Origin of the sequence: Streptomyces sp. NPDC050619 (assembly GCF_040654815.1) — a bacterium.
Lineage (GTDB): Bacteria > Actinomycetota > Actinomycetes > Streptomycetales > Streptomycetaceae > Streptomyces.
On record NZ_JBFAIR010000014.1, the window covers coordinates 55,427 to 77,226 of the forward strand.

At 72.0% G+C, this 21,800-nt stretch carries 15 protein-coding genes and 1 pseudogene; 8 read left to right on the forward strand and 8 right to left on the reverse strand.

From position 1 onward, the window contains the following. Nucleotides 1–5 precede the first annotated feature (5 nt). Complete coding sequence (locus tag AB0I77_RS23325; protein WP_363284583.1) at nucleotides 6–4,616, forward strand: hypothetical protein; 4,611 nt, start codon at nucleotides 6–8, stop codon at nucleotides 4,614–4,616. A 115-nt stretch (nucleotides 4,617–4,731) separates the two neighbouring features. On the opposite strand, the gene AB0I77_RS23330 is transcribed toward AB0I77_RS23325, so the two are convergent. After that, nucleotides 4,732–5,433 carry an ABC transporter permease subunit gene (locus tag AB0I77_RS23330; protein ID WP_363284584.1) on the reverse strand — a complete coding sequence of 234 codons (702 nt, stop codon included), beginning with the start codon at nucleotides 5,431–5,433 and terminating at the stop codon, nucleotides 4,732–4,734. 163 nt (nucleotides 5,434–5,596) lie between these two features. Here AB0I77_RS23330 and AB0I77_RS23335 point away from each other — a divergent pair, with 163 nt between their 5' ends. Further along, the gene (locus AB0I77_RS23335; protein ID WP_363284585.1) at nucleotides 5,597–5,878 is read left to right on the forward strand and encodes a hypothetical protein; all 282 of its coding nucleotides are present in this window, start codon (nucleotides 5,597–5,599) and stop codon (nucleotides 5,876–5,878) included. Between the two features lie 172 nt (nucleotides 5,879–6,050). Here AB0I77_RS23335 and AB0I77_RS23340 read toward each other — a convergent pair whose 3' ends face one another. Both AB0I77_RS23340 and AB0I77_RS23345 read right to left on the reverse strand, forming a co-directional pair. Continuing rightward, nucleotides 6,051–6,224 (reverse strand): hypothetical protein, encoded by a 174-nt coding sequence (locus AB0I77_RS23340; protein ID WP_363284586.1) that lies wholly within the window; start codon nucleotides 6,222–6,224, stop codon nucleotides 6,051–6,053. 114 nt (nucleotides 6,225–6,338) lie between these two features. Further along, nucleotides 6,339–6,545, reverse strand: coding sequence for a hypothetical protein (locus tag AB0I77_RS23345; protein WP_363284587.1), 207 nt, complete (start codon nucleotides 6,543–6,545; stop codon nucleotides 6,339–6,341). A 325-nt stretch (nucleotides 6,546–6,870) separates the two neighbouring features. Here AB0I77_RS23345 and AB0I77_RS23350 point away from each other — a divergent pair, with 325 nt between their 5' ends. Next, the gene (locus AB0I77_RS23350; RefSeq protein WP_363284588.1) at nucleotides 6,871–8,865 is read left to right on the forward strand and encodes a protein kinase; all 1,995 of its coding nucleotides are present in this window, start codon (nucleotides 6,871–6,873) and stop codon (nucleotides 8,863–8,865) included. 34 nt (nucleotides 8,866–8,899) lie between these two features. Here AB0I77_RS23350 and AB0I77_RS23355 read toward each other — a convergent pair whose 3' ends face one another. Genes AB0I77_RS23355 through AB0I77_RS23365 form a run of 3 tightly spaced genes read right to left on the reverse strand, consistent with a single transcriptional unit; the run spans nucleotide 8,900 to nucleotide 12,944 of the window. Then, nucleotides 8,900–10,192, reverse strand: coding sequence for a VWA-like domain-containing protein (locus AB0I77_RS23355; RefSeq protein ID WP_363284589.1), 1,293 nt, complete (start codon nucleotides 10,190–10,192; stop codon nucleotides 8,900–8,902). Continuing rightward, nucleotides 10,189–11,463, reverse strand: coding sequence for an AAA family ATPase (locus AB0I77_RS23360; RefSeq protein WP_363284590.1), 1,275 nt, complete (start codon nucleotides 11,461–11,463; stop codon nucleotides 10,189–10,191). Before AB0I77_RS23360 ends, AB0I77_RS23355 begins: the two co-directional genes overlap by 4 nt. A 53-nt stretch (nucleotides 11,464–11,516) precedes the next feature. After that, nucleotides 11,517–12,944: a hypothetical protein gene (locus AB0I77_RS23365; RefSeq protein ID WP_363284591.1), complete on the reverse strand. Its 1,428-nt coding sequence runs from the start codon at nucleotides 12,942–12,944 to the stop codon at nucleotides 11,517–11,519. 212 nt (nucleotides 12,945–13,156) lie between these two features. Here AB0I77_RS23365 and AB0I77_RS23370 point away from each other — a divergent pair, with 212 nt between their 5' ends. Next, nucleotides 13,157–14,710, forward strand: a complete 1,554-nt coding sequence (locus tag AB0I77_RS23370) for an MFS transporter (protein WP_363284592.1) — start codon at nucleotides 13,157–13,159, stop codon at nucleotides 14,708–14,710. Nucleotides 14,711–14,713: 3 nt separating this feature from the next. On the opposite strand, the pseudogene AB0I77_RS23375 reads toward AB0I77_RS23370, so the two are convergent. After that, a pseudogene (locus AB0I77_RS23375) lies at nucleotides 14,714–15,293 on the reverse strand (TetR/AcrR family transcriptional regulator). Between the two features lie 152 nt (nucleotides 15,294–15,445). On the opposite strand from AB0I77_RS23375, the gene AB0I77_RS23380 reads away from it, so the two are divergent. The 4 genes from AB0I77_RS23380 to AB0I77_RS23395 are packed head-to-tail and all read left to right on the forward strand — an operon-like array spanning nucleotide 15,446 to nucleotide 20,301. Beyond that, nucleotides 15,446–16,006, forward strand: a complete 561-nt coding sequence (locus AB0I77_RS23380; RefSeq protein ID WP_363284593.1) for a 2Fe-2S iron-sulfur cluster-binding protein — start codon at nucleotides 15,446–15,448, stop codon at nucleotides 16,004–16,006. After that, nucleotides 16,003–16,995, forward strand: a complete 993-nt coding sequence (locus tag AB0I77_RS23385; RefSeq protein ID WP_363284594.1) for a xanthine dehydrogenase family protein subunit M — start codon at nucleotides 16,003–16,005, stop codon at nucleotides 16,993–16,995. Before AB0I77_RS23380 ends, AB0I77_RS23385 begins: the two co-directional genes overlap by 4 nt. Next, nucleotides 16,992–19,109: a xanthine dehydrogenase family protein molybdopterin-binding subunit gene (locus AB0I77_RS23390; RefSeq protein ID WP_363284595.1), complete on the forward strand. Its 2,118-nt coding sequence runs from the start codon at nucleotides 16,992–16,994 to the stop codon at nucleotides 19,107–19,109. Before AB0I77_RS23385 ends, AB0I77_RS23390 begins: the two co-directional genes overlap by 4 nt. After that, entirely contained in the window at nucleotides 19,102–20,301 is a 1,200-nt protein-coding gene (locus tag AB0I77_RS23395) for an XdhC/CoxI family protein (RefSeq protein ID WP_363284596.1), read from the forward strand. Before AB0I77_RS23390 ends, AB0I77_RS23395 begins: the two co-directional genes overlap by 8 nt. Nucleotides 20,302–20,444: 143 nt before the next feature. Here AB0I77_RS23395 and AB0I77_RS23400 read toward each other — a convergent pair whose 3' ends face one another. Beyond that, nucleotides 20,445–21,737 carry an MFS transporter gene (locus AB0I77_RS23400; RefSeq protein ID WP_363284597.1) on the reverse strand — a complete coding sequence of 431 codons (1,293 nt, stop codon included), beginning with the start codon at nucleotides 21,735–21,737 and terminating at the stop codon, nucleotides 20,445–20,447. Nucleotides 21,738–21,800: the final 63 nt, after the last annotated feature.

Genomic DNA, 21,800 nt, shown 5'->3' on the forward strand with positions numbered 1-21,800 from the left:
GCGCGATGGGACGCAGACGAGCGCTCCTGATCGGGGCGAGCGACTACGAAGCGCCGGGCATCGCCTCCCTCCCCTTCGTCCCGACGGACATGGCCGCCCTCGGCGAGGCACTGGAACGCCGCGGCGTCGAGGTGACCGTCCCGAAGGCGAAACGGCAGGTGGGCGCCAACTTCGTCAACGTCGAGATGGCGCGCTTCCTCAAGAAGGCGCAGCGTGGCGACGCGCTGCTGGTCTGCCTGAGCGGTCACGGCGTACACGCCGAGGGACAGGACTACTTCGTCCCCGAGGACGCGCATCCGGAGATCGAGCCCTTCGAGGAGGGCTGCGTCGCCATCGACTGGAAACGCGACCTGGAGCGATCGCTCGCCGACCACATCGTGATCCTCGTGGACGCCTGCCGTGAGGGAATCGAACGGGACTCCCAGGCCCTCAACGGCATCACCGGCTGGAGCCGGCGCAAGGCGGGCATCGTGCTGCGCCGCAAAGTCGCCTACGTCTACGCCTGTTCCCCCGGCCAGGTCGCCCGCTTCGTGGGCCGTGCCGAGCGGGTCCAGGAGGGCCTCGACTTCGGCACCAGGCCCGGGGACTCCTTCAGCCTCTTCTCCCGGGCCGTACGGGACGTCCTGCTGCACCATCCCGGCGCCCTGGACCTGAGCGGTTTCAAGGAGCTGGTGCAGGCCCGCGTCGAGGAACTCCACCGGGCGTACGGCAAGACCGAACTGCAACAGCTGCGCGTCCTGATGAACGCGGCGGGCGACCCGGACGACTTTCCGGTCGTCGGCCCCGCACCGGAGGCGGACGGCGAGGACACCGCCGTAATGCCGCCCGTGAGCACGCTCGTCGGGCCCGCGGCGGCGGCCCCCGACAGCATGTCCACGATCCCCGCGACCGACGCCGACGACCCCGGCGTACGGCTCGCCCGGGCCCTCTACAGCTTCCAGCTGCGCGGCGACCTGGACCAACTCCTCGACTTCGTGGCCGACGGGCCGGCCAGGGACGTCGTACAACTCGCCGCCGTCGTACCCGAGTCGGCGCGGGCGCGGATCTGGACCGCGTGCGCCCGGCGACGGCCCGGACCCGCTCTGTGCGCACTGCGCCGCCTGCTGCGACAGGAGGGGGATTCGGTGCTCGAACTCGCCCTCCTGGACGACGCGTTGCGCGGCCGTCCGCCGCACGAGGTGCTGCGGGGCCTGGACGCCGACGAGGTGGGCGAGATCCTGGGCCATGTCACGAGGACCTACCCGGTACCGGCCGTCGTGTCCCTGGTGGAGTCCCTGCTCCACAACGGCCTGGTGACCGAGGCGGGCCAGCTCCTGTACGGCGCAGTGGGCCGCCCTGTCGATCAACTCCCGGCACTGGTGTGGGCCTTGCGCAGAGCCGGCCTGATGCGCGCCGCGGGACACGTCCTCGCGCACTGCGGGCGGCACTGCCGAGCCGTCGGCCTGCCCACCCTGCTGGCCGTACTGGAGAGCACCGGCCGCCGGTCGGACCGCGGGCGCGTGCTCGACGCCGTAGCGGGCCGCCCGACGGCGGACCTGGCGGCGTGTCTGACCGAACTGCGCGCCGCGGGACGGCCCGACGAGGCCGCGGACCTGCTGGTCGGCGCGGTGAGCGCCGGCACGGACACGATCTCCCGGCTGACCCGGGAGCTGATCCGGTGCGGGGCCACCGCGGCCGCGGTGCTGCTCCTGAACACCGCGGCCGGGCGGCTGCCCGTGTCCCGCGTGACCGATCTCCTGTGCCAGTGGGCCGAGGAGGGACCGGAGGGTGTTCCCCCTCAACTGCTCCTCATGGACAGCATGGTGCGGGTACGAGGACGCACGGAGAACGTCCAGCTGGTACGTGCGCTGTGCACACGGTGGCTCGACCGGCAGGCCAGAACGCTCCTCGCGCTGTGGACACGGCGCCGTCCGACTTCCGAACTGCCGCAACTACTAGGGGAGTTGGCCAGCACCGGCCACCATGCCGAGTGCTCGTACGTCCTGGCCACCGTCGCCGCACGCCTACCGGCACAGACGGTGTCCGCCGCGTTCACGGCGCTGTGCGACGACGGGCTCGGGGCGCGGGCCGAGCACCTGGTGTGGATGGTGGTCGACCGGCGGCCGGACGACACCCTGCCGGAGGCGTTCGCGGCGCTGCGGGACGCGGGAGCCGGAACGGAACTCCGCCGCGCGGTGTCGGCCGCCGTCGCGGATCCGTACCGGTCCGTCGGCGAGGTGCTGCCGGCGCTGCGGGCCCTCTCCGGCACCGAGCCGGCCCGTCGCCTGAACGCTCCGGACAGCCGCGCCCTGCTGCGAACGGCCTTGCTGCACCGCTCTGTCGCCGACCTTTGTGTGCTCGTCCGGGCGTTGTCCGACGGCGGGGACACCGCGCTGCTGACCTGGCTGCGCCAGGAGGCGGCAGAACGGCTCCCCGTCGCGGACCTGGCCGAGCTGGCCCTGATCCTGCATGCCGGTGGCCAGGGTGGCGAAGGTCAACTGCTGCTCCTTGCTGCCGGCGCCAGCCGCCCCGCCGAGGACCTGGGCCCGCTGGTCGAGGCGCTGCACGACGGGGAAGCGCCCGGGACGGTGGTCGTACTGCGCGACTCCGTGGCCCGCAGCAGGCCCGGAGCGGATCTCAGCCTGTTCGTCCGTGCCCTGCGCGCCTATGGACGGGATACCCACGCCGAGGGCGTGCTCGCCCTGGTGGGCCAGCGCCGTGGGATCGACGTGGTCGCCACCCTCGTACGAGAGCTGACGACCGCCGACAGTCTGGTGGCCGCCGCCCTCCTGGCCGAACTCGCCGCCGTGAGCCGACCGTTGGACGACGTGATCACCCTGATGACGGAACTGCTCGACAGCGGCTGCCAGTGGGCGGCCCAGCGGGTCGTTGCGGGGATGGCGGTCCGCCGCTCGTCCGTCGTCGTCAAAGTGCTGTGCAGCCTGCGGGAGAGCGGCCGCCACGACGCCGCAGGACTGTTGCTGCGCGCCTCGGCCGGGCTGTGCGTCTTTGACGACCTGCGACGGCTGGTGCACGACCTGCGCGAGGAAGGGCTCGACGAAGAAGCGGACCTGGCCGCCGACGCCCTGGGAGCGGTACGCGATCCGGCCGAACTCGCCGTGCTCCTGGGACAGGAGAGCGACCCACCGTACGACGAGAGGGAGCGGGTGATGTCCTCGGCAGCCCGGAGCCGGCCCGGCACCGACCTGCTGGACCTCGTGGGGTGCACGGACGCCGAGCTCCGCGACTGGGTGCTGGAGAGCATCGGCGTGTACTGCCCCGTCCCGGTCATGGCGGAGCTGGTCGAGGCCCTGTACGCGGACCATGCGCCTCAGCGGGTCGAGAGCATCGTGCGTGCGGCTTGCGAGCAGGGCAGGTTCGAGGACGTGATCTCACTGCTGAGGAGCGTCGGCTTCACCGACGGTGAAGACATCGGCGGCTCGGCGAGGCGCTTGTGGGACACATTCCTCACCGTTCTCCAGGACTTCGTGCCGACCTGTTCCATCGCGTGGGCACGCCGGCTGAGGCAGGCCGGACTGCACCGGCCCGCCTCACAGGTGCTGGCCGCTGCCGTCGCTCGGCCGGCCGAGGAACTGGGAAGGACACTGGTCGCGGCGCAGCAGGTGGAGTGGGACCCGGACGCCCAGGGCCTGCTGGAAGAGCTCGCTCGAACGGGCGGGAGGCGGACGCTTCTGGCTGCGCGAAAGGCGATGGGGTGGGATGCCGCGGCACAGGAGGCGTTGACGGCGGTGCTGCACCGGCTGCCGCGACTCATCCTGGCCGCCGACGCTCGCGCGTACGCCGACGAACTGACCTGGGCGATGAAACTCTGTCCGACGGAGGAACTGATTCCCACCCTGGTGGAGGCCGTCGGGGCCGCGGACAACCCCCGCGAACACCTGGTGAGCGCGTTCTTCAGAGACCGCACGAGGGACGACCAGGTGCGGCTGCTGAAGGCCCTGCGTGAGGCGGGTCTGGAAGATCGGGTGCGGGGCGTCATGCAGACCGTGCTGCGCTACTGCGCCCTGTCCGAGGTGGCCACCTTCGTACTGGCCCTGGACAGGGCGCGGGCCTACGACGACGTCGACCTTCTCCTCACCGTCGCCGCCGACAACCCGGTGTTCCCGACCGGCCTGCTGATCGAACTGCGCGAGTGGGGAGGGGCCGCCTCGGCGGAACGACTGCTCCGTCTCTCCATCGCGCTTCCCCAGAACTACTCCCGACTGCCCCGGCACGCGGCCGAACTGGCGGGGGCCGGTCTGCTGGACGACGCCCGGCAGATCATCACGGCCTACGTCGAGCGATGCCCCGACGGTCGGCTCGGGCAAACGATGGCGCTGCTGAACGAAGAGTCGCTACGTCGGTGGAAGAAGCTCCTCCTGAGGCAAGTCGTCATGGACCGCGACCTCCCGGTCCTCGGCCACACCCTGACGCAGCTGTGCGAGGCGGGCAGACTCGAGACGGCCGGAGAACTCCTCGCCGCCGTGAAACGCCATCGCTCCGCCGGGGAAGCGGAGACCATCGAGAAGGACCTGGCCGCCGCGGGCCACGACCTCAGCCCGGGAACGGCGACCGCTTCATCGAGGCGAGCCGCCACCGGCAGACGTGCGTTCAGCCGATTCCGCCGGACCACGTGACGTTCCGCCGACCGGCTGACGCAGATCATCATCGTGGTGGCGGTGGGACGTTCGGACGGGTCGATCACCGTGTCACGGTGGTCCGGGAGACCGGCAGGGCGCTGCCCGTGGCTACTCATGCCGCCCCCAGTGATCGAGTGCGTCGCGCGGGTCGTCGCCGACGAAGTTGCGGGCGACGACGAACAGCACAGTGAGCATCGCGGGCAGGACGACCAGCCGGGGCGCGGAGAAGAGGAACTCCTGTGCCGCCTGGACCATGTAGCCTCAGTCGGCCTGCGGCGGCTGTATCTCCGGGCAGCAGCTCCCGCGCGAGGATGCGCGGGGTGCTGGTGCCGCAAAGCCAGCAGGCGACGACGTAGTCGCGGGCCGCCTCGCGTGTCGTCAGCGCGCGAGCCAGCCGGGCCAGACCGGGCGCCAACGAGACGCCGATGTCGAAGACCAGACTGACCGTGCCCGGCCCGGCCGCCGCCACCGGCAGAATCACGAGCAGGATGGACGGGAACGCGACGGCGAGATCCACCAGGCGCATCAGGATCTGCTCGACGAATCCGCCCGCGTAACCGGCCACGAGTCCGATCGCGGTCCCTGCCACAGCGGCCGGCGCGGTCGCCGCGAACGCCACGAGCAGCAGCGGGCGGGCGCCGTACACGAGCCGGGCCGGCTCGTCGCGGCCCAGGTCGTCCGTGCCGAGCGGATGGCCCGCGGAGCCGAGGGGCGCCGGCGTCGACGAGGTCTGACGCAGCGGGTCGGCCAGGATCAGGAACGGGCCGACGGCCGTGACGAGGGTCACGGCGATGAGGAGGAGCCACGCCAGCACGACGGCCAGGACCGCGCGATGCGGCGCCGGCGCGGTGCGGCGAGAACGGTCCGCCCGGCCGAGGGAGGCGGGGCGCGGGAGGCACGGCGGTCACGGCGGGCGAACCGGCGGGCGCGGAGGCTGTGGCGCCCGCCGCGACAGCCGGATCAGACACCGCCGGATCATGTCCTTCACCCCGTCGGTGAGCGATCTCCACGTCCCCGTCGGCCTGGCGCCAGTCGATGCGGGGGTCGTCGAAGTCGACCCGGAAGATCGAGTGGCGCTCCACCTCGGGCTGCCCGGCGTCCAGCGGGACACCGGCGGCGTCAAGGGCTTCCTCCAGCGGCTCGCCGGGGCCCGGCAGGATGGGCCGATAGGCCGGAGAGCCGTAGAAGCGACGGCGCAGGGCGGGGTCTCGGATCAGCGCCGTGTCGAAGCCGGTGTCGAGCAGGGCGCATCGGCATGATCAGTTCCGGCGATCTTCGGCTGCGAGAGTCCAGCAGGGATCCGGAGCCTATGTACAGGGATCCGATGGCTGGTTCCGGTCAGGTGAACAACTGTTCCCCGTCAGCCTGCCTGTGGCTCGTGCCCCGGTCCTCGGTCCTATGTCCTCGGCGGAAGAGTCGGGGCACGCGCGGTTACTTCCGGGTGCCGGGGACCGTGGCCGCGCTGGTGGGCGCTGGGGAGGTCTCCTCCTTCACGTCCGTGACCTGGAAGGGATTCCTGTTCGGAGTCGGCGATTCCGTCGTGGCCTGGAGAGGGGCCGGCTCCGGGTCGGAGAACAGCGGGCTCGTGTCGATGAGACGTCTCACCTTCGTTGCGGGCATGCCAGAGCAGAGCGGTGTGTGGACAGGCCGGCTCCCGGACGGAGGAGCGGGCGACCGTGACCGCCTGCTGCGCCGCGACCAGCGCGGACGCAGCAGGTCTCAAAGATTGGTCAACTTGGTGTACGGACTCATGATCCGTGTCTGCAGCGAACCGAAATCGACAAGAACCGCGATTCCCTCCTCGACGCCGATCACTCGGCCGAGGCCATACACATCGTGTGTGACTCGGCTTCCTACCTCGAAGTGCTTGGGAGTTGGCGCGGCCGGGGCCTTGAAGGGGCTGGTCGGCAGATGACGCTTGGGCATGGGTGACTTTCTCATTGTCACCAGTATGCGCCAGCCGGACCGGCGCGAGGGGCTCGCTGCTGCCACTTGCCATGATCGATCAGTGATACCGGCCTCGGCGGCCTGCCCGATCGGGCGATTCGGGGCAGTCAGAGTGTTGTATATCGCAGTATGTCGGACAGTTTCCGGCGGACGTCGTCGTCCGGAGACCGCTCGCCCGGACCTGGAACTCGACGGTGCCATCCGCTCCGCCTGGTCTAGGGTTGATCGCGTGGACGCGTTGACAACTGAAGATCCGCCCCGCATAGGCCCTTACCGCCTGCTCGCACGTCTTGGTGCGGGTGGCATGGGCCGCGTGTATCTCGCGCGCTCCGAGGGCGGGCGTACGGTCGCCGTGAAGGTGGTTCAGGCCGAGTTCGCCCAACATCCGGAATTCCGGCGAAGATTCGCGCTGGAGGTGGCGGCCGCCCGGCGCGTCGGCGGGAGATGGACGGCGCCCGTCCTGGACGCCGACACCGACGCGGTCACTCCCTGGGTCGCCACCGGCTACGTACCGGGTCCGGATCTGCATAGCGTGGTGTCCAAACAGCACGGTCCCCTGCCCGAGCACTCGGTGCGGGCCCTGGCGAACGGCCTCGCCCACGCCCTGCGGGCCATTCACGGCGCCGCACTCGTCCACCGCGACCTGAAACCCTCGAACGTCCTGCTCACCATCGACGGGCCGGCCGTCATCGACTTCGGTATCGCCAGGGCGCTGGACACCGTGGCCGACGGGGTCAGGACCCACACCGGAGCCGTCATCGGCTCACCGGGATTCATGTCGCCCGAGCAGGTGCGCGGGCAGCGGCTCACCCCGGCCTCCGACGTGTTCTGCCTCGGTTCCGTCCTCGCGTTCGCCGCGACCGGGCGGATGCCGTTCGGCACGGCGGACAGCGGCGTGCACGCCGTCATGTTCCGGATCGCCGAGGAGGAGCCGGACCTCGACGGCGTCCCGCCCGGGATGCTCGATCTCGTACGGGCCTGCCTGGCGAAGGCGCCGACCGGCCGGCCCACGGTGGAGCACCTGTTGGCGTGGACCACCGATGCGGACCTCGGGAACGGGCACCCCTGGCTGCCCGGCCCACTGCTAGCCGAGCTCGGTCGCCACGCGGCCAGGCTCCTCGACGCGGACGCTCCCGCGCACTCGCCCGGCCTTCCGGACGGGCCTGCGTACACGCTTCGTCCTCCGGACGCTCCTGCACATTCGCCTGGCCTTCCGGACGGGTCTGCGTATACGGTCCGTCCTCCGGACGCTCCTGCGCACTCGCCTCGCCTCCCGGACGGGCCCGAGTACACGCTCCGTCCCCCGGACGCCCCCGCGCACTCGCCTCGCCGCCAGGACGCCCTCGCGCACACGCCCCACCCCCCGGCGGCCGTACATATCGCACCGCCGCAGCCGCCGAGCGCGACCCACGGAGCGGGCCAGGGCCCGACTCGGCACCCCAGCCCCAGCCCCCGCCCCCGCCGCTCCCGCTCCCGCGTCGTGTGGATCGCGGCGGCGACCGCCGTCGCCGTCACGGGGGCCGCCGTTGTCGTGGTCACCCAACTCCCCGACCACAAGTCGGACGGCGTCCAACGGGCGGGCGCGGGCTCCCCTTCGAGCAGCGAGTCCGGAGCCGACGAGGCAGGCAGGTTCGACGGTGCCTGGGCGGGGCTCGTGCAGCGCACGGACAGTTCCATCGCGGACGAGCAGGAGTATCTGCGGATCGATGTCGACGGAAGCGCCGAGCCGGGCGAGAAGGCGGCCGACTTTCTGTACCTCGGCAAATACACGTACTGCAAAGTCGAGTCGACACTCGGGTCGAAGAAGGGGAAGACGATGACGCTCGCCTCCTTCAAGGTGGTCAAGGCCGTCCCCGCGACGGCCGCCAAGGGCGCGTGCGACCTGACCCGGTCGAGCGGCCTCAAGTCGTCGTCGGGCGAGCTCAGTTGGGAGATGGGGGACATGACTGCCGACCTGAAACCCGTGGCGAGGACCGGCAGCCGGCCGATCCCCGCCAAATTCCTCGGTACCTGGCAGTCAGAGGTGCAGGGCACGGTGGCGATCAAGCAGGGGGCGGTGGGTACGAGGGTCGGCAAGTACACCGGGTGGTCGATCGACTGGCGCTGCAACGGAAGCTCGGAACTGGTGTCGGCCACCAAGAACATGCTCACCATGAGCCCACTGGAACTCGACGCCTCGACGCCGCGGAACATCAGCTGCCCGCACGGCGTCCCCGAGACGATCACCTGGAAGTCGAAGAACGAACTGGAGATGCGCTACCCGGAGAGCATCGGGATCCGCCTCACTCGCGTCGAGTGAGGACGTACGCACCGGGTTCACCGGCAGCGGGCGGCTACCCGATGTCCACCACGCGCGCCCACGCGGGCGGTGAGTCCGGCACGTATTCGGGATCACCCTCGTCCCACGACGAGGACGCCCCCTGCCGAGGGAACAGACCCACCACCGTCCGGCACGGTGGTGGGGTGTCCGGCCACGGCGTCTGGCCGTCGGTCAGGACCACGATGACATCGGGGCCGGGCCGCGCTCGCAGCGCCTTGGCGAAGCCCGTGCGCAGATCCGTACCCCCGCCGCCCGTCAGCGGTATTCCCTCACCACGGCACAGCGGGTGCACGACCCGTGCCGCCGCGTCGCACGGCAGCACGGTGATCAGGTCGCGACGGCCGCCCACGGCCCGGGAGATCGCGGCCACCTCGAGGATCGCGCTGCCCAGTTCGGCATCGCTGACCGACCCGGAGGTGTCGATGACCACGGAGACCCGAGGCGGCCTGCGCCGCAGGCTCGGCAGTACGACGCCGGGCATCCCGGCCGAGCGCCGCGACGGCCGGCCGTAGGTGTAGTCCTCGCCCGCGCCCGGTCCGGAGGCCGCAGAGCGGACGGCCGCTCCCAGCAACTCCCGCCAGGGCTGCGGCGGATGGAAGGCCTCCTCCGCCCACCGCTGCCAGCCCTGCGAGGCGCTCCCCGGACGGCCGGTGATGCCCTGCGCCACCCGGAACCGGACCGCGTCCCGTTCCTGCTCGCTCAGTCCGTGCGCACCGTCCGGACCCAGCTCCCACTCCCGTTCCAGTCCGTCGGCGCCACTGCCGCAGTCCAGCCAGGAGAGGTCCTGCGTATGCCGCCCGAGCCGGAACTGGCGCAGGTAGTCCTCCATGAGCTGCCCGACGGGCAGCGCCAGGGACGCCGGCTCGACGGCGCCTGCGGGCCGGAGCAGCCCGTCACCGAACGCGTCGTCGTTGATCTCGCAGTCGGCGGCGATGTTCATCCGCAGCCGTTCGCCCGGGCCGGTCAGCCCGCGCTCCCGGGCGACCCGGTCGCTGCGCCCGTGGTGGTCGCGCAGCAGGTGCGACACCTCGTGCACCCAAACCCCGGCCAGTTCCTCCACCGGCGTCCGGTCCACGAACACCGGCGAGACGTAGCACCGCCAGTACCGGTCGACGGCCATCGTCGGCACCCGCCGCGACTCCACGGTGTGCAGGGCGAACAGCGCCGTCGCCAGGTAGGGGCGGACCCGCGCGGCCTGGAGCCGGGCGGCGAAGAGCTTGTCGAGGTCCAGTGCCCCCGGGAGGTCAAGCGTCCCCGGGAGGTCCGGTGTCCCGGGTGCGTCCGGGGCCGAAGTCCGGCCTGTCATCGGCCCGCCTTCGTGGCGACCGCGGCCCGGGCCGCCGCGCGGTCCGCTCGCCCGGACAGGGACACCACTCCGGCGAGCCGCTCGATCGACGCCGGTACGTCCCAGTCCTCCTGGCGCAGGGTGGCGAGGGTGGTCGCGGGGACGACGACCAGGTCCGGGGCCCCGGTCTCCACCGCCCGGACCAGGAGCGCCCACGCCGCGTCCCAGCGGGACTTCTCCGGGCGCCGGCGGACCGCCGCCACCACACCGTCGAGCACGGCCTGGCGCAGGTCCCCCCGCTCGGGCAGGACGGCACCCGCCGGGTCGGCGAGCAGCACTTCGGGGTCCGGGAGGTCCATCCGGTCCACGCTCGCCAGCAGCTCCAGCCCCGGACCGTCGCCCACCGTGCCCCTGACCAGGAGCGACAGTACGTCCCGGGAGGAGCCGGCCGCGGTCGCGAAGGCGATCAGGCCCAGGGTCATCTCCCAGCTCCGGGGCGACGGCCAGGGGCCGCCCCGGCGCGTCTCATTGCTGGGCAGCTGGTGTACGAGTTTGGGCCGGGCGGCGAGCAGCCCGCACACCGCGCGGCGCGCGAAGTCCACGGCCTGAGGAAGGTTCTCCGGGTCGAGCCGTGGCAGGGTCGCCCGGGGCCACGTCCCGCCGAGGCCGCGTACCACGACCTCGTGATCGTGGGTCCATTGAAGGTGAACGAACCGGTTGGCCAGAGGCGGGCTCAGCTCCCAGCCGTCGGCCGCCGAGCCCCGCGGATTGGCGGCGGCCACGATCCGGACACCGGGCGGCAGTTGCAGGGAGCCGATCCGCCGCTCCAGCACGAGTCGGAGCAGCGCGGCCTGAACGGCCGGGGGCGCGGTGGACAGTTCATCCAGGAACAGCAGCCCTCGGCCGGCCCGTACCAGGCGCACCGCCCAGTCCGGCGGGGCCATCGGAACGCCCTGCTCCGCGGGGTCGTCCCCGACGATGGGCAGCCCCGAGAAGTCGGACGGCTCGTGCACACTGGCGATCACTGTGGTCAGCGGAAGGTCAAGGGCGGTGGCCAGCTGGGTCAGGGCCGCGGTCTTGCCGATCCCCGGCTCACCCCACAGGAGGACGGGCAGGTCGGCGGCCACGGCCAGGGTCAGTGCCTCCAGCTGTGTGTCGGGGCGCGGTTCGGTGGTGGCGTCGCGCAGGAGCGTCAACAGCTCCCCGGCGACGTCGAGTTGGGAGGTGTGGGCCGGGCCGGAAAGGAAGTCGGAGGGAGAGTCGGTGGCAGCGAACGGCGTGCGTGTGGGCATGTGTGATCACCTTTGGGTTCGTGGTGAGAGGAATGGGGACGAGGGTCCCCGCGTCAGCGGGAGGTCGCGTGGCGCGGGCGTGGGCGGTCGGCACGGGAACGGCGACGCTCCCGGTGGAGGCCGATATGGCCGGGACCGGGACCGACCAGGCCTGCCCGGAACAGTCCGTAGGTGATCCGCCGCCGCGCCGCCGCCTCCAGTTCGTCCCGCAGCGCGCCGCTGCGCAGCAGTGCGTCGGGACCCAGCAGGCCCTCGACGACGGCCAGCGCACCGGCGATGTCGCCATGGTCCAGGCGGTGGCGGACGTCGTCGAGGCACTCCGGACGACGGTGCGCCTCGTCGATCAGCCGCAGGCAGGGCAGCGGCGTACCGGTCAGCGCGGCCAGCAGCTCCTCCCGCCGGATCTCGGCCGGGTCATGATCCAGCGCGGTCAACACCCCGTTGACCAGGCCGATCCGGTGCCGAGCTCCCCGGCACTCGACGAGACGCGGCTGTCCTGCCCGGTCCGGGGCCCGCGACGGACCGGCCGGCGCATGATCCGGTACCAGTGCCGAGGCGACCAGCGGGTGCAGTCGATCGACCTCGATCGCACCGGTGCGGATCAGTTCCAGGTCGGGCAGCACCCAGGTCGCCGCGTCGGGCAGGACCGGGAGCGCGGAGGCGCCGGCATCCGTGCGCGCCGCCGCGAGCCGTAGCGCGGGTGGCCCGCCGCCCCGGTCCGCGACCAGGTCCAGGACCAGCCGGTGCCGGGCCCCGAGCCGCACGACGACGCCGCCGGCCGGTCGTCCCTCGGCGTGGAGCAGCATCCCCGCCTCGGCCGGCCACCGGTCGACGGCGCAGCGGCGTCCCGGCGGCACCATCCCCGCCAGTTCCGGGTCCACCGCGGGACGGCCGTCGCCGGGCAGCGGATCGGCCCCGGACCGCACCCGCAGCTCATCGGTCCTGCGCGCGTCCCACAGGTGGCGGTGCAGGTCGAGGCGGAACCGTCGGCTGGGACGGGGGTGCGGATGACGGCGAGAGGCGGCGGCCTCGGAGCGGGATCCGTCCCACAGCGCGAGACTGATCCGCTGGCCGGCATCCGCCCAGGCCGGCGGAGTCCGGACCACGAGGTGCACCGGGCATACGCCGTCACGCCCCGCGGTGTCGTACCGCGCGAGACCGATGGTCAGCCCCGGGCGCAGCAGCCCGTCAGGCGCGATCCTCGGCAGGTGCCAGCGCAGCAGGTCAGGAGCCAGATGGCGGAGATCGGCGCGGACTTGGGCCGCGAGTTCTTGGCCATGGGTACGGGCAAGGGAACGCAGATCGAGATCGACATCGATGCCTGTGGCGGCGCACGCTCCTGCCCAGTCACCGGCAAGGCGACGGGCGGTCGCAGTCTCGATCATGGAGGGCGGCACGGCGAACTCACGCACGCGCGGCCAGAAGGAAAGACAGGAAAGGCGGGAAGGGCGGGAATTCCCATTCGCGGTCTGAGTGAGCATCAGCACTCACCTTGCGCGGACGGGACCCCCAATCTGCCAACACAAAGAGTCATCATCGCGGGGATCATAGCGTCCCTCGGCTCTGTCTGCCAGGTACTCGTGTTCGAGTGGTGCGGGCTGTGGCACGGGCGTACCGTCGAACGGTGGACAGCAGTGGACGGAACGTTCACTGACCCCTCGTGCGGGTGCGACCCCCGAGAGTGCGACACACCATGAGCAGCAGCCCGAAGCCGACTTCCGCAGACCGGACCACCACCCAGGAACCCGGCGGTGGCGGGAACGCGATGGCCCTGCTGGTCATCGCCTCGTGCCAGCTGATGGTGGTGCTGGACATCACCATCGTGAACATCGCGCTGCCGGACATCCAGCGCTCGCTCGACTTCTCCACCACCAGCCTGGCCTGGGTGGTCAACGCGTACACCCTCACCTTCGGCGGTCTGCTCCTGCTCGGCGGCCGGACCGGTGACATCCTCGGCAGGCGGCGCGTGTTCGTGTTCGGCGTGCTGCTCTTCGTGGTCGCCTCGCTGCTCGGCGGGCTGGCGCAGAACGAGGCTCAACTCCTCGCAGCACGCGCCCTCCAGGGCGTCGGCGGTGCCATCGCGTCCCCGACCGCCCTCTCCCTGGTCAGTACGACCTTCCGCGAAGGCCCGGAACGCAACCGGGCTTTCGGGGTCTTCGCCGCGGTCTCGGCGGGCGGCGGCGCGATCGGGCTGCTCGCGGGCGGGATGCTCGTGGAGTGGCTGAACTGGCGGTGGGTGCTCTTCGTCAACGTCCCGATCGGGCTGCTCATCGCCCTCGCCACGCCCCGCTGGATCAAGGAGTCCGAACGGCACCCGGGCCACTTCGACGTCATGGGCGCGCTGACCTCGACCGTCGGCATGGTCCTGCTGGTGTACGGGTTCATCAGGGCCGCGCAGGAGGGCTGGCGGGACGCGCTCACGCTGGCCTCGTTCGCCACGGCCGTCGTCGTCCTCGTGGTGTTCGTCCTGATCGAGCGGCGCTCCCGGCAGCCGATCACGCCGCTGCACATGTTCGCCGACCGCAACCGCGCGGGCACGTACGGCATCATGCTGTGCCTCGCCGCCGCGATCTTCGGGATGTTCTTCTTCCTCACGCTCTTCGTGCAGAACGTGCTGGACTTCAGCCCGCTGGCCACCGGCTTCGCCTTCCTGCCGGTCAGCGCGGTCATCGCGATCGGCGCCGGGCTGGCCTCACGGTTCCTGCCGAAGTACGGCCCCAAGCCCTTCATGGTGGTGGGGGCGATCCTGGCGGCGGCGGGCCTGGCCTGGCTGACGCTGACCGACGTCCACTCCACCTACGCGGGCAGTGTGCTCGGCCCGATCCTCGTCTTCAGCCTGGGCATGGGCATGGAGTTCGTCTCGCTCACCTTGATGGCGCTCTCCAACGTCTCCGTCCAGGAGACCGGCGCGGCCTCCGGGCTTCTCAACGCCACCCAGCAGGTGGGCGGCTCGCTCGGACTGTCCATCCTGGTCACGGTGTTCGGTACGGCCAGCACCAACGAGGCGGAGAAACAGATCCCGCGCTTCCTGGCCCAGGCGACCCCGGCCGAGCGCCTGCGCTTCGAACGCACGGGGCAGCTTCCGCCGCCCTGGTCCGACGAGGTCCTGACCGCCGGGGTCTCGGCCGCCTTCGTCGTGGCGGCGATCTTCACCGTGGTCGCCGCGGTGATCGCCGTCGTGGCGATCCAGGTCCGACCCTCCGACCTGGAACGCCTTCAGGGCGGGGGCGGCCCGGGGCCGGTCTGACGCCTACCGCTTGAGTGCTCCCGCCCGCAGCCCGTCCATGATGAGGTCCAGGAGCCGGGTGGCGCGCGGTTGCCAGTCGCCGCCGGGGTCGATCTGCCAGAGACCGCCGATGGCGAGCATGAAGTCGTCCGCGGTCACCCCCGGGCGGATGGTGCCGGCCTCCTCGCCCGCGCGGAGCAGGAGTTCGGCCGCGTCGCTCACCGGGGCATGACCTGGTTTCGCCAGGTTTCCCGGTGCGCTCAGGGCCTGACCGGATCGCTTCGGCCAGGCCGGCCTTCGCCATGGCGAACTGTGCGAGGCGGTCCATCCACTCGCGCAGCGCCTGGTCCGGTTCCCGGTTCTTGAGCAGCACGGCCGCAAAGTCGGCGACCTGCTGCATCTCGTAGCGGTAGACCTCCAGGACGAGCGCCTCGCGGTTGGGGAAGTTGCGGTAGAACGTGCCCGGCCCGACGCGGGCCTTCTTTGCGATCGCGCTCAGCGGGGTGTCCGCGGAGCGTGTCAGCTCCACGAGGGCCACTTCCAGGATGCGTTCGCGATTGCGTTGTGCGTCCGAGCGCAGGTGCGCGTCCTTCTTCTGCTGCACTCGTCCTCCTCGCGGGCTCGCGGCCGAAACCCGTCCTTGCTCAACCAGACAGCTGTCCACTACGTTTCGAGAAGCGGACAGATGTCCGTTTGAGTCCACTCTAGCGACCCGACGACGCCACGTCCCCAGTAACGTTCGAAAGAAGGCTGATCATGGCTCCCGCCCCATCGTCGACGTCCAGCACCATCACCTTGAACATCAACGGCGAGAAACGCACGCTCTCCGTCGACCACCGCACCACCCTGCTCGACGCCCTGCGCGAGCGCCTCGATCTGACCGGGACCAAAAAGGGCTGCGACCAGGGGCAGTGCGGTGCCTGCACCGTGCTGCTCGACGGTCGCCGGAGCGTGTCCTGTCTGCAACTCGCCGTGGCGGCCCAGGGGCGTGAGATCACCACCATCGAGGGCGTCGCCGAAGGGGAGCGACTGCATCCGGTGCAGCAGGCCTTCCTGGATCTGGACGGCTACCAGTGCGGCTACTGCACGCCGGGCCAGATCTGTTCGGCCGTCGCGGTGATCGAGGAACACGCCGCGGGCTGGCCGAGCGCCGTCACCGACGACGTCCGGCCCGAAGCCGGACCGCCACCACTGACCGCCGACGAGATCCGGGAGCGGATGAGCGGCAACCTGTGCCGCTGCGGCGCGTACGTATCGATTGTCGAGGCCGTCGCCCGCGCGGCCGAGGCGCAGGTGGCCGAGGAGGCAGCCGCATGAGGGAGTTCGGCTATCAGCGCGTGTCCGACGTCTCCGGCGCGGTCGCGCTCCTCGACGCAGATCCCGACGCACGCTTCCTCGGCGGCGGTACCAACCTCGTCGACTTGATGAAGACCGGCGTCGAGCGCCCCGCCCGACTGGTCGACTTACGCGAACTCCCGCTGAACGAGATCGAGTTGACCCGGACGGGCGCCTTGCGCATCGGCGCGACCGTCACCAACAGCGACCTCGCCGCCCACCCCGAAGTCCGAAGCCGCTACCCGGCGTTGGCGCAGGCGGTGCTGGCCGGCGCCTCCGGACAGCTGCGCAACATGGCCACCGTCGGCGGAAACCTGCTCCAGCGCACCCGCTGCGGCTACTTCGCCGATGTGACCAAGCCCTGCAACAAGCGTGTCCCCGGCAGCGGTTGCCCCGCCGTCGAGGGCGAGCACCACAACCACGCGATCCTCGGTGCCTCCGGCCACTGCGTGGCCGTCCACCCTTCTGACATGGGCGTGGCGCTGACGGCTTTCGACGCGGTCGTGTCGTACGAAACCGCCGACGGGCCTGGCGAGTTGCCGCTCGCCGAGTTCTACCTGCCCGTGGGGGACACCCCGCACCGGGAGACCGCGCTGCCGCCGGGGGCGCTGATCACCGGCGTCACCCTGCCGCCCGCTCCGGTCGCCGCCCGCTCCCGTTACCGGAAGGTGCGTGAGCGTGCCTCATACGCGTTCGCGATCGGCTCGCTCGCCGCCGCGCTCGACGTCCGAGGCGGCGTCGTGCAGGACGTACGCCTGGCCTTCGGGGCGGTCGCCTCCCGGCCGTGGCGGGCCCGGGCGGCCGAACGCGTGCTGACCGGTGCGCCTGCCGACGCCGAGACCTTCGCCGCCGCCGCGGACGCCGAACTGGCCGCCGCGAAGCCGCTGCCCCACAACGGATACAAGGTGACACTGATGCGCAACCTCGTCGTGGCCGTCCTGACCGAACTCGCCGAGGAGGCCGCCCGATGACCACCTCCCCCACGCGACTGAAGGGCGCCGTCGGCACCGCGCACACCCGCGTGGAGGGCCGCGACAAGGTCACCGGAGCGGCCCGCTACGCGGGGGAGATCCCCTTCACCGAACTCGCCCACGGCTGGCTGGTGGTGTCCACCGTCGCCCGGGGCCGGATCAGTTCGGTGCAGACCGCTCCCGTCCTCGCCATGCCGGGCGTGGTCACCGTCCTGCACCACGGCAACGCCCCGCGTGTGGACACCGACTACGTCGGCATGCTGGGCAAACCGGACCAGACCGCGGCCGTCTTCCAGCACGACCGGGTCCCGCACATGGGCTGGCCGGTGGCCCTGGTCGTCGCCGAGACGTCCGAACAGGCCAGGGAAGCCGCCGAAGCGCTGGTGGTGCACTACGAGGAGGAGCCGCACGACGTGGCGTTCTCCGCCGACCACCCGGACGCGTACCCGCTGGACGCCCACATGCCGGCCGTGGCGGAGAAGGGCGACCTGGAGTCCGGACTCGCCGCGTCCGACGTCGTCGTGGACGCCGAGTACACCACCCCGGAAGAACACCACAGCCCGATGGAGCCCCACGTGGCGACGGCCCTGTGGGACGGCGGCCGACTCGAGGTCGTCGACTCCAACCAGGGCACCACCTGGGTCGCGAGCGAACTCGCCAACCTGTTCTCGCTCGACCCGTCCGCGGTGCGGGTACGGTCGGAGCACGTCGGCGGCGGCTTCGGCAGCAAGGGCGTCCGGGCCCACCAGGTGGCCGCCGTGATGGCCGCGACCGTCCTGCAACGCCCCGTCCGGGTCGTGATGACGCGCCGTCAGATGTTCTCGCTGACCGGCTACCGCAGCCCCACGATCCAGCGGGTCAGGCTCGGCGCCGACGCGGACGGCCGGCTGCGCGCGCTCGAGCACCGTTCCCAGAGCCTCACCTCGACCGTGCACGAGTACATCGAGCCCAGCACCGGGCCGGCCCGGACGATGTACGACGCCGACGCCCACCACACGGCCAACCGGGTCGTACGGCTCGACGTGCCGACCCCGACCTGGATGCGCGCGCCGGGCGAGGCACCGGGGTCGTTCGCCCTGGAGTCGGCGCTCGACGAGCTCGCCGAGAAGTGCGGCATCGACCCGATCGAACTGCGCGCCCGCAACGAGCCCGAGCGGGGCCCGGTGTCCGGGCTGCCGTTCAGCGGTCGCAACCTGCTCGCCTGTTTCCAGGAGGGCGCCCGCAGGTTCGGCTGGGCCGACCGTGACCCACGTCCGGGCCTGCGCCGTGACGGACGCTGGCTGCTCGGCACCGGCACGGCCGCGGCCTCCTTCCCCGCGGGCGCGATGCCGTCCACGGCGGCCGTGACGGCTCAGGCGGACGGCACCTTCACCGTGCGGATCAACGCGGCGGACATCGGCACCGGCGCACGCACCGCGATCACCCTGGTCGCCGCCGACGCCCTTCAGGTGCCACCGGACCGCGTCCATGTGCGCATCGGGGACAGCGACTTCGGGCCGGCGGGGATCGCGGGCGGCTCGACGGGCACCCGCACCTGGGCCTGGGCGGTCTCGGTCGCGGCGGACGAACTGCGGGAGCGACTGCTGCCGGGCGCGGTCATTCCGCCGGAGGGGATCACCGTACGGTCCGACACCACCGAGGCCATCGGCGCCCTCGCCCAGAAGGAACGGCACTCCTTCGGCGCGCAGTTCGCCGAGGCCGCCGTCGACGTCACCACCGGCGAAGTACGCGTACGCCGCATGCTCGGCATCTTCGCGGCGGGCCGGATCGTCAACCCGCTCACCGCCCGCAACCAGTTCGTCGGCGGGATGACCTGGGGCATCTCCATGGCCCTGCACGAGGAGGCGGTCCGGGACCGGGCCACGGGCGGCCACTACGGCGCCGACCTGGCGGGCTACCACGTCGCCACGCACGCCGACGTACCCCTCATCGAGGCGGACTGGGTGGACGACCCCGACCCGGACGACCCGGTCGGGATCAAGGGCGTCGGCGAGATCGGCATCGTGGGCGCCGCGGCGGCCATCGCCAACGCGGTCTGGCACGCGACCGGCGTACGCCACCGGGACCTGCCGATCCGGCCCGACCGTGTGCTGCGGGCAGGCCGACATGCTTGACATCGCCGACGAGTTGACCCGGTGGGCCGAGGAGGGCCGCGACTTCGCCGTCGCCACCGTGGTGGCCGTCGGCGGCAGCGCCCCCCGCCCGCCGGGGGCCGCGCTCGCCGTCGACGCCGACGGCACCGTCATCGGCTCGGTGTCCGGCGGCTGTGTCGAGGGGGCGGTGTACGACCTGTGCGCCCAGGCGCTCCAGACCGGCAAGAGTGTCCTCGAACGCTTCGGCTACAGCGACGAGGACGCCTTCGCGGTCGGGCTGACCTGCGGCGGGGTCATCGACATCATGGTCACGCCGGTCGGCGCGGACGCGCCCGTCCGGACGGTGTTCCGCTCGGCCCTGTCGGCCGCCGTCCGGGAGGAGCCGGTGGCCCTCGCCCGGGTCGTCCGGGGCCCGGCCGAACTCCTCGGCACAGCACTGCTCGTGCGCCCGGACGGATCGTACGAGGGAGACCTCGGCGCGGATCCGAGGCCGGCCCGGACGGCGGCGGCGCAGAGCCGCGCCCTGCTGGAGGCCGGCCGCACCGGCACGGTCGACCTCTCGGAGGACGGCTCGCACTGCCCCGGCGGCGTGACGCTGCTCGTCGAGTCGAGCGTGCCGCCGCCGCGCATGATCGTCTTCGGGGCGATCGACTTCGCCGCGGCGCTCGTACGCGCGGGCAAGTTCCTCGGCTACCACGTGACCGTGTGCGACGCCCGTCCCGTCTTCGCCACCCCGGCCCGTTTCCCCGAGGCCGACGACATCGTGGTCGACTGGCCGCACCGCTACCTGCGGCGCACCGAGACCGACGGGCGCACGGCCTTGTGCGTGCTCACCCACGACGCCAAGTTCGACGTACCCCTGCTGGCTCAGGCGCTGCGGCTGCCGGTCGCGTTCGTCGGCGCGATGGGCTCGCGCCGCACCCACGCGGACCGCGACCGGCGGCTACGTGAAGTCGGCCTGACCGACGAGGAGTTGGCCCGGCTGCGATCGCCGATCGGGCTCGACCTCGGAGCCCGTACGCCCGAGGAGACCGCGCTGTCCATCGCGGCGGAGATCGTCGCGGCGCGGCGGGGCGGGACGGGCGTTCCGCTGACCGGCTCGGGGACGCCGATTCACCGGGACGGGGCAGAGCCGGCCGGGGCGGGGACGAGTCCGAGCCGTCGGACGGGGAACACCGTGCTGACGCGGTCGCGCGTGGCGAGTCTGCGGTAGCTGCCGCCGTCGGCGCGGGGGACCGGCGGCGGGCGTGGCGTCGGTGCTGCCGCCGGTCCCGAGTCCGGGCGTGGTGCGGGGCAGGCCCAGTGAGGTCGAACCGCATCACCATTTCCGCATGTCCGACCGGCATCGTCCGGTGGTCAAACCCCTGCTTCTTCATGCTCGTCTCTGCGTCGCGCGGTGTTTTCGGGTAGTTCCCGGACGCGTGGCAACGCGGACACGGCGACCCAGAGCACGCTCAGTACGGCACCCGCCGTGCCGATCCACAGGGTGGGCCGCAGGCCGAGCGCGCTGCCCAGCGTGCCGGCCAGTACCGCGCCGATCGGGCGCACTCCGAAGTTGGCTGTCTGCACCACGCCCATCACGCGGGAGCGCAGCGTGGGCGGGATGACGGCGATCAGATAGCTGTTGGCGGAGATGTCCAGGACCGCGACCCCGCAGCCGGCGCCGAGGTGCGCGGCAACCAGCGCCGTGATCACCAACGCCGCGGGGCCGCCGGCCAGCGGAACCAGCAGCAGGGGCAGGCTGAAGCCCAGGAAGCCGGTCACGATGGCCGGGCCGATGCCGATGCGCCGCACCACGCGCGGCGCGGCGTAGGCGCCGGCCAGGCCGCCGAGCCCGAACACGGCGAACACCGCCCCCATCGTCCCGGGGGTCAGTCCCAGTTCGGTGGTCCCGTACAGCACGAACAGAGTCGTCGTGAGGGTTTGGCACAGGCTCAGCATGGCGACCCCGGCCAGCAGCAGGGCCGGGGTGCGGTGCGCCGTCACCCAGCGCAGCCCGTCCGCAAGCCCGCCCTCACCGCGCGGTGCGGGCGGCGCCTCCCGCGTCCTGATACGTCCCAGGCACACCGCCGACACCAGGTAGGTGATGGCGTCCATGAGCAGGGCGAACGGCGCGGACAGTGCCTGAACCAGCGCTCCGCCCGTGCTCGGCCCGGCGACCGCGGCCACCGACCTGCTCCCCGAGAGCAGCGCGTTGCCGTCCACATACCTGTCCGCGGTGACCACGGACGCGTACACGTGGTGATTGCAGACCCGGAACAACACCGTGAGCACCCCGACGGTGAACGCCGCCGCATACAGGTGAGCCATCGTCAGCGTGCCCCACGCATACGCCAGCGGCAGGGAAGCGATGGCGGCGAAGCGCCCGATGTCCGCGACGATCATCGCCCTGCGCCGGTTGGTCTGCCGGTCCGCCCAGGCCCCGCCGGGGATCGACAGCAACAGCGAGGGCAGCAGCTCCGCCGCCGTCAGCCACCCCATCTCGGCCGCGCCCGCGTCCAGCAACAGCACGGCGGCCAGCGGCACCGCCAGGTACGAGATCTCGTCCCCGACCAGCGAGATGCTCTGCGCGCTCCAGTACAGCCGGAACCCCCGCTGCCGCAGCAGCCCTCCCCGACGACGCCCCGCCCTCAAACCCACCCTGCCCATCAGGTGGTCCGGACGGTGATGTCACACGCGCTGTGGGCCCCTGGGCCCGCAGCGCGCCCGATC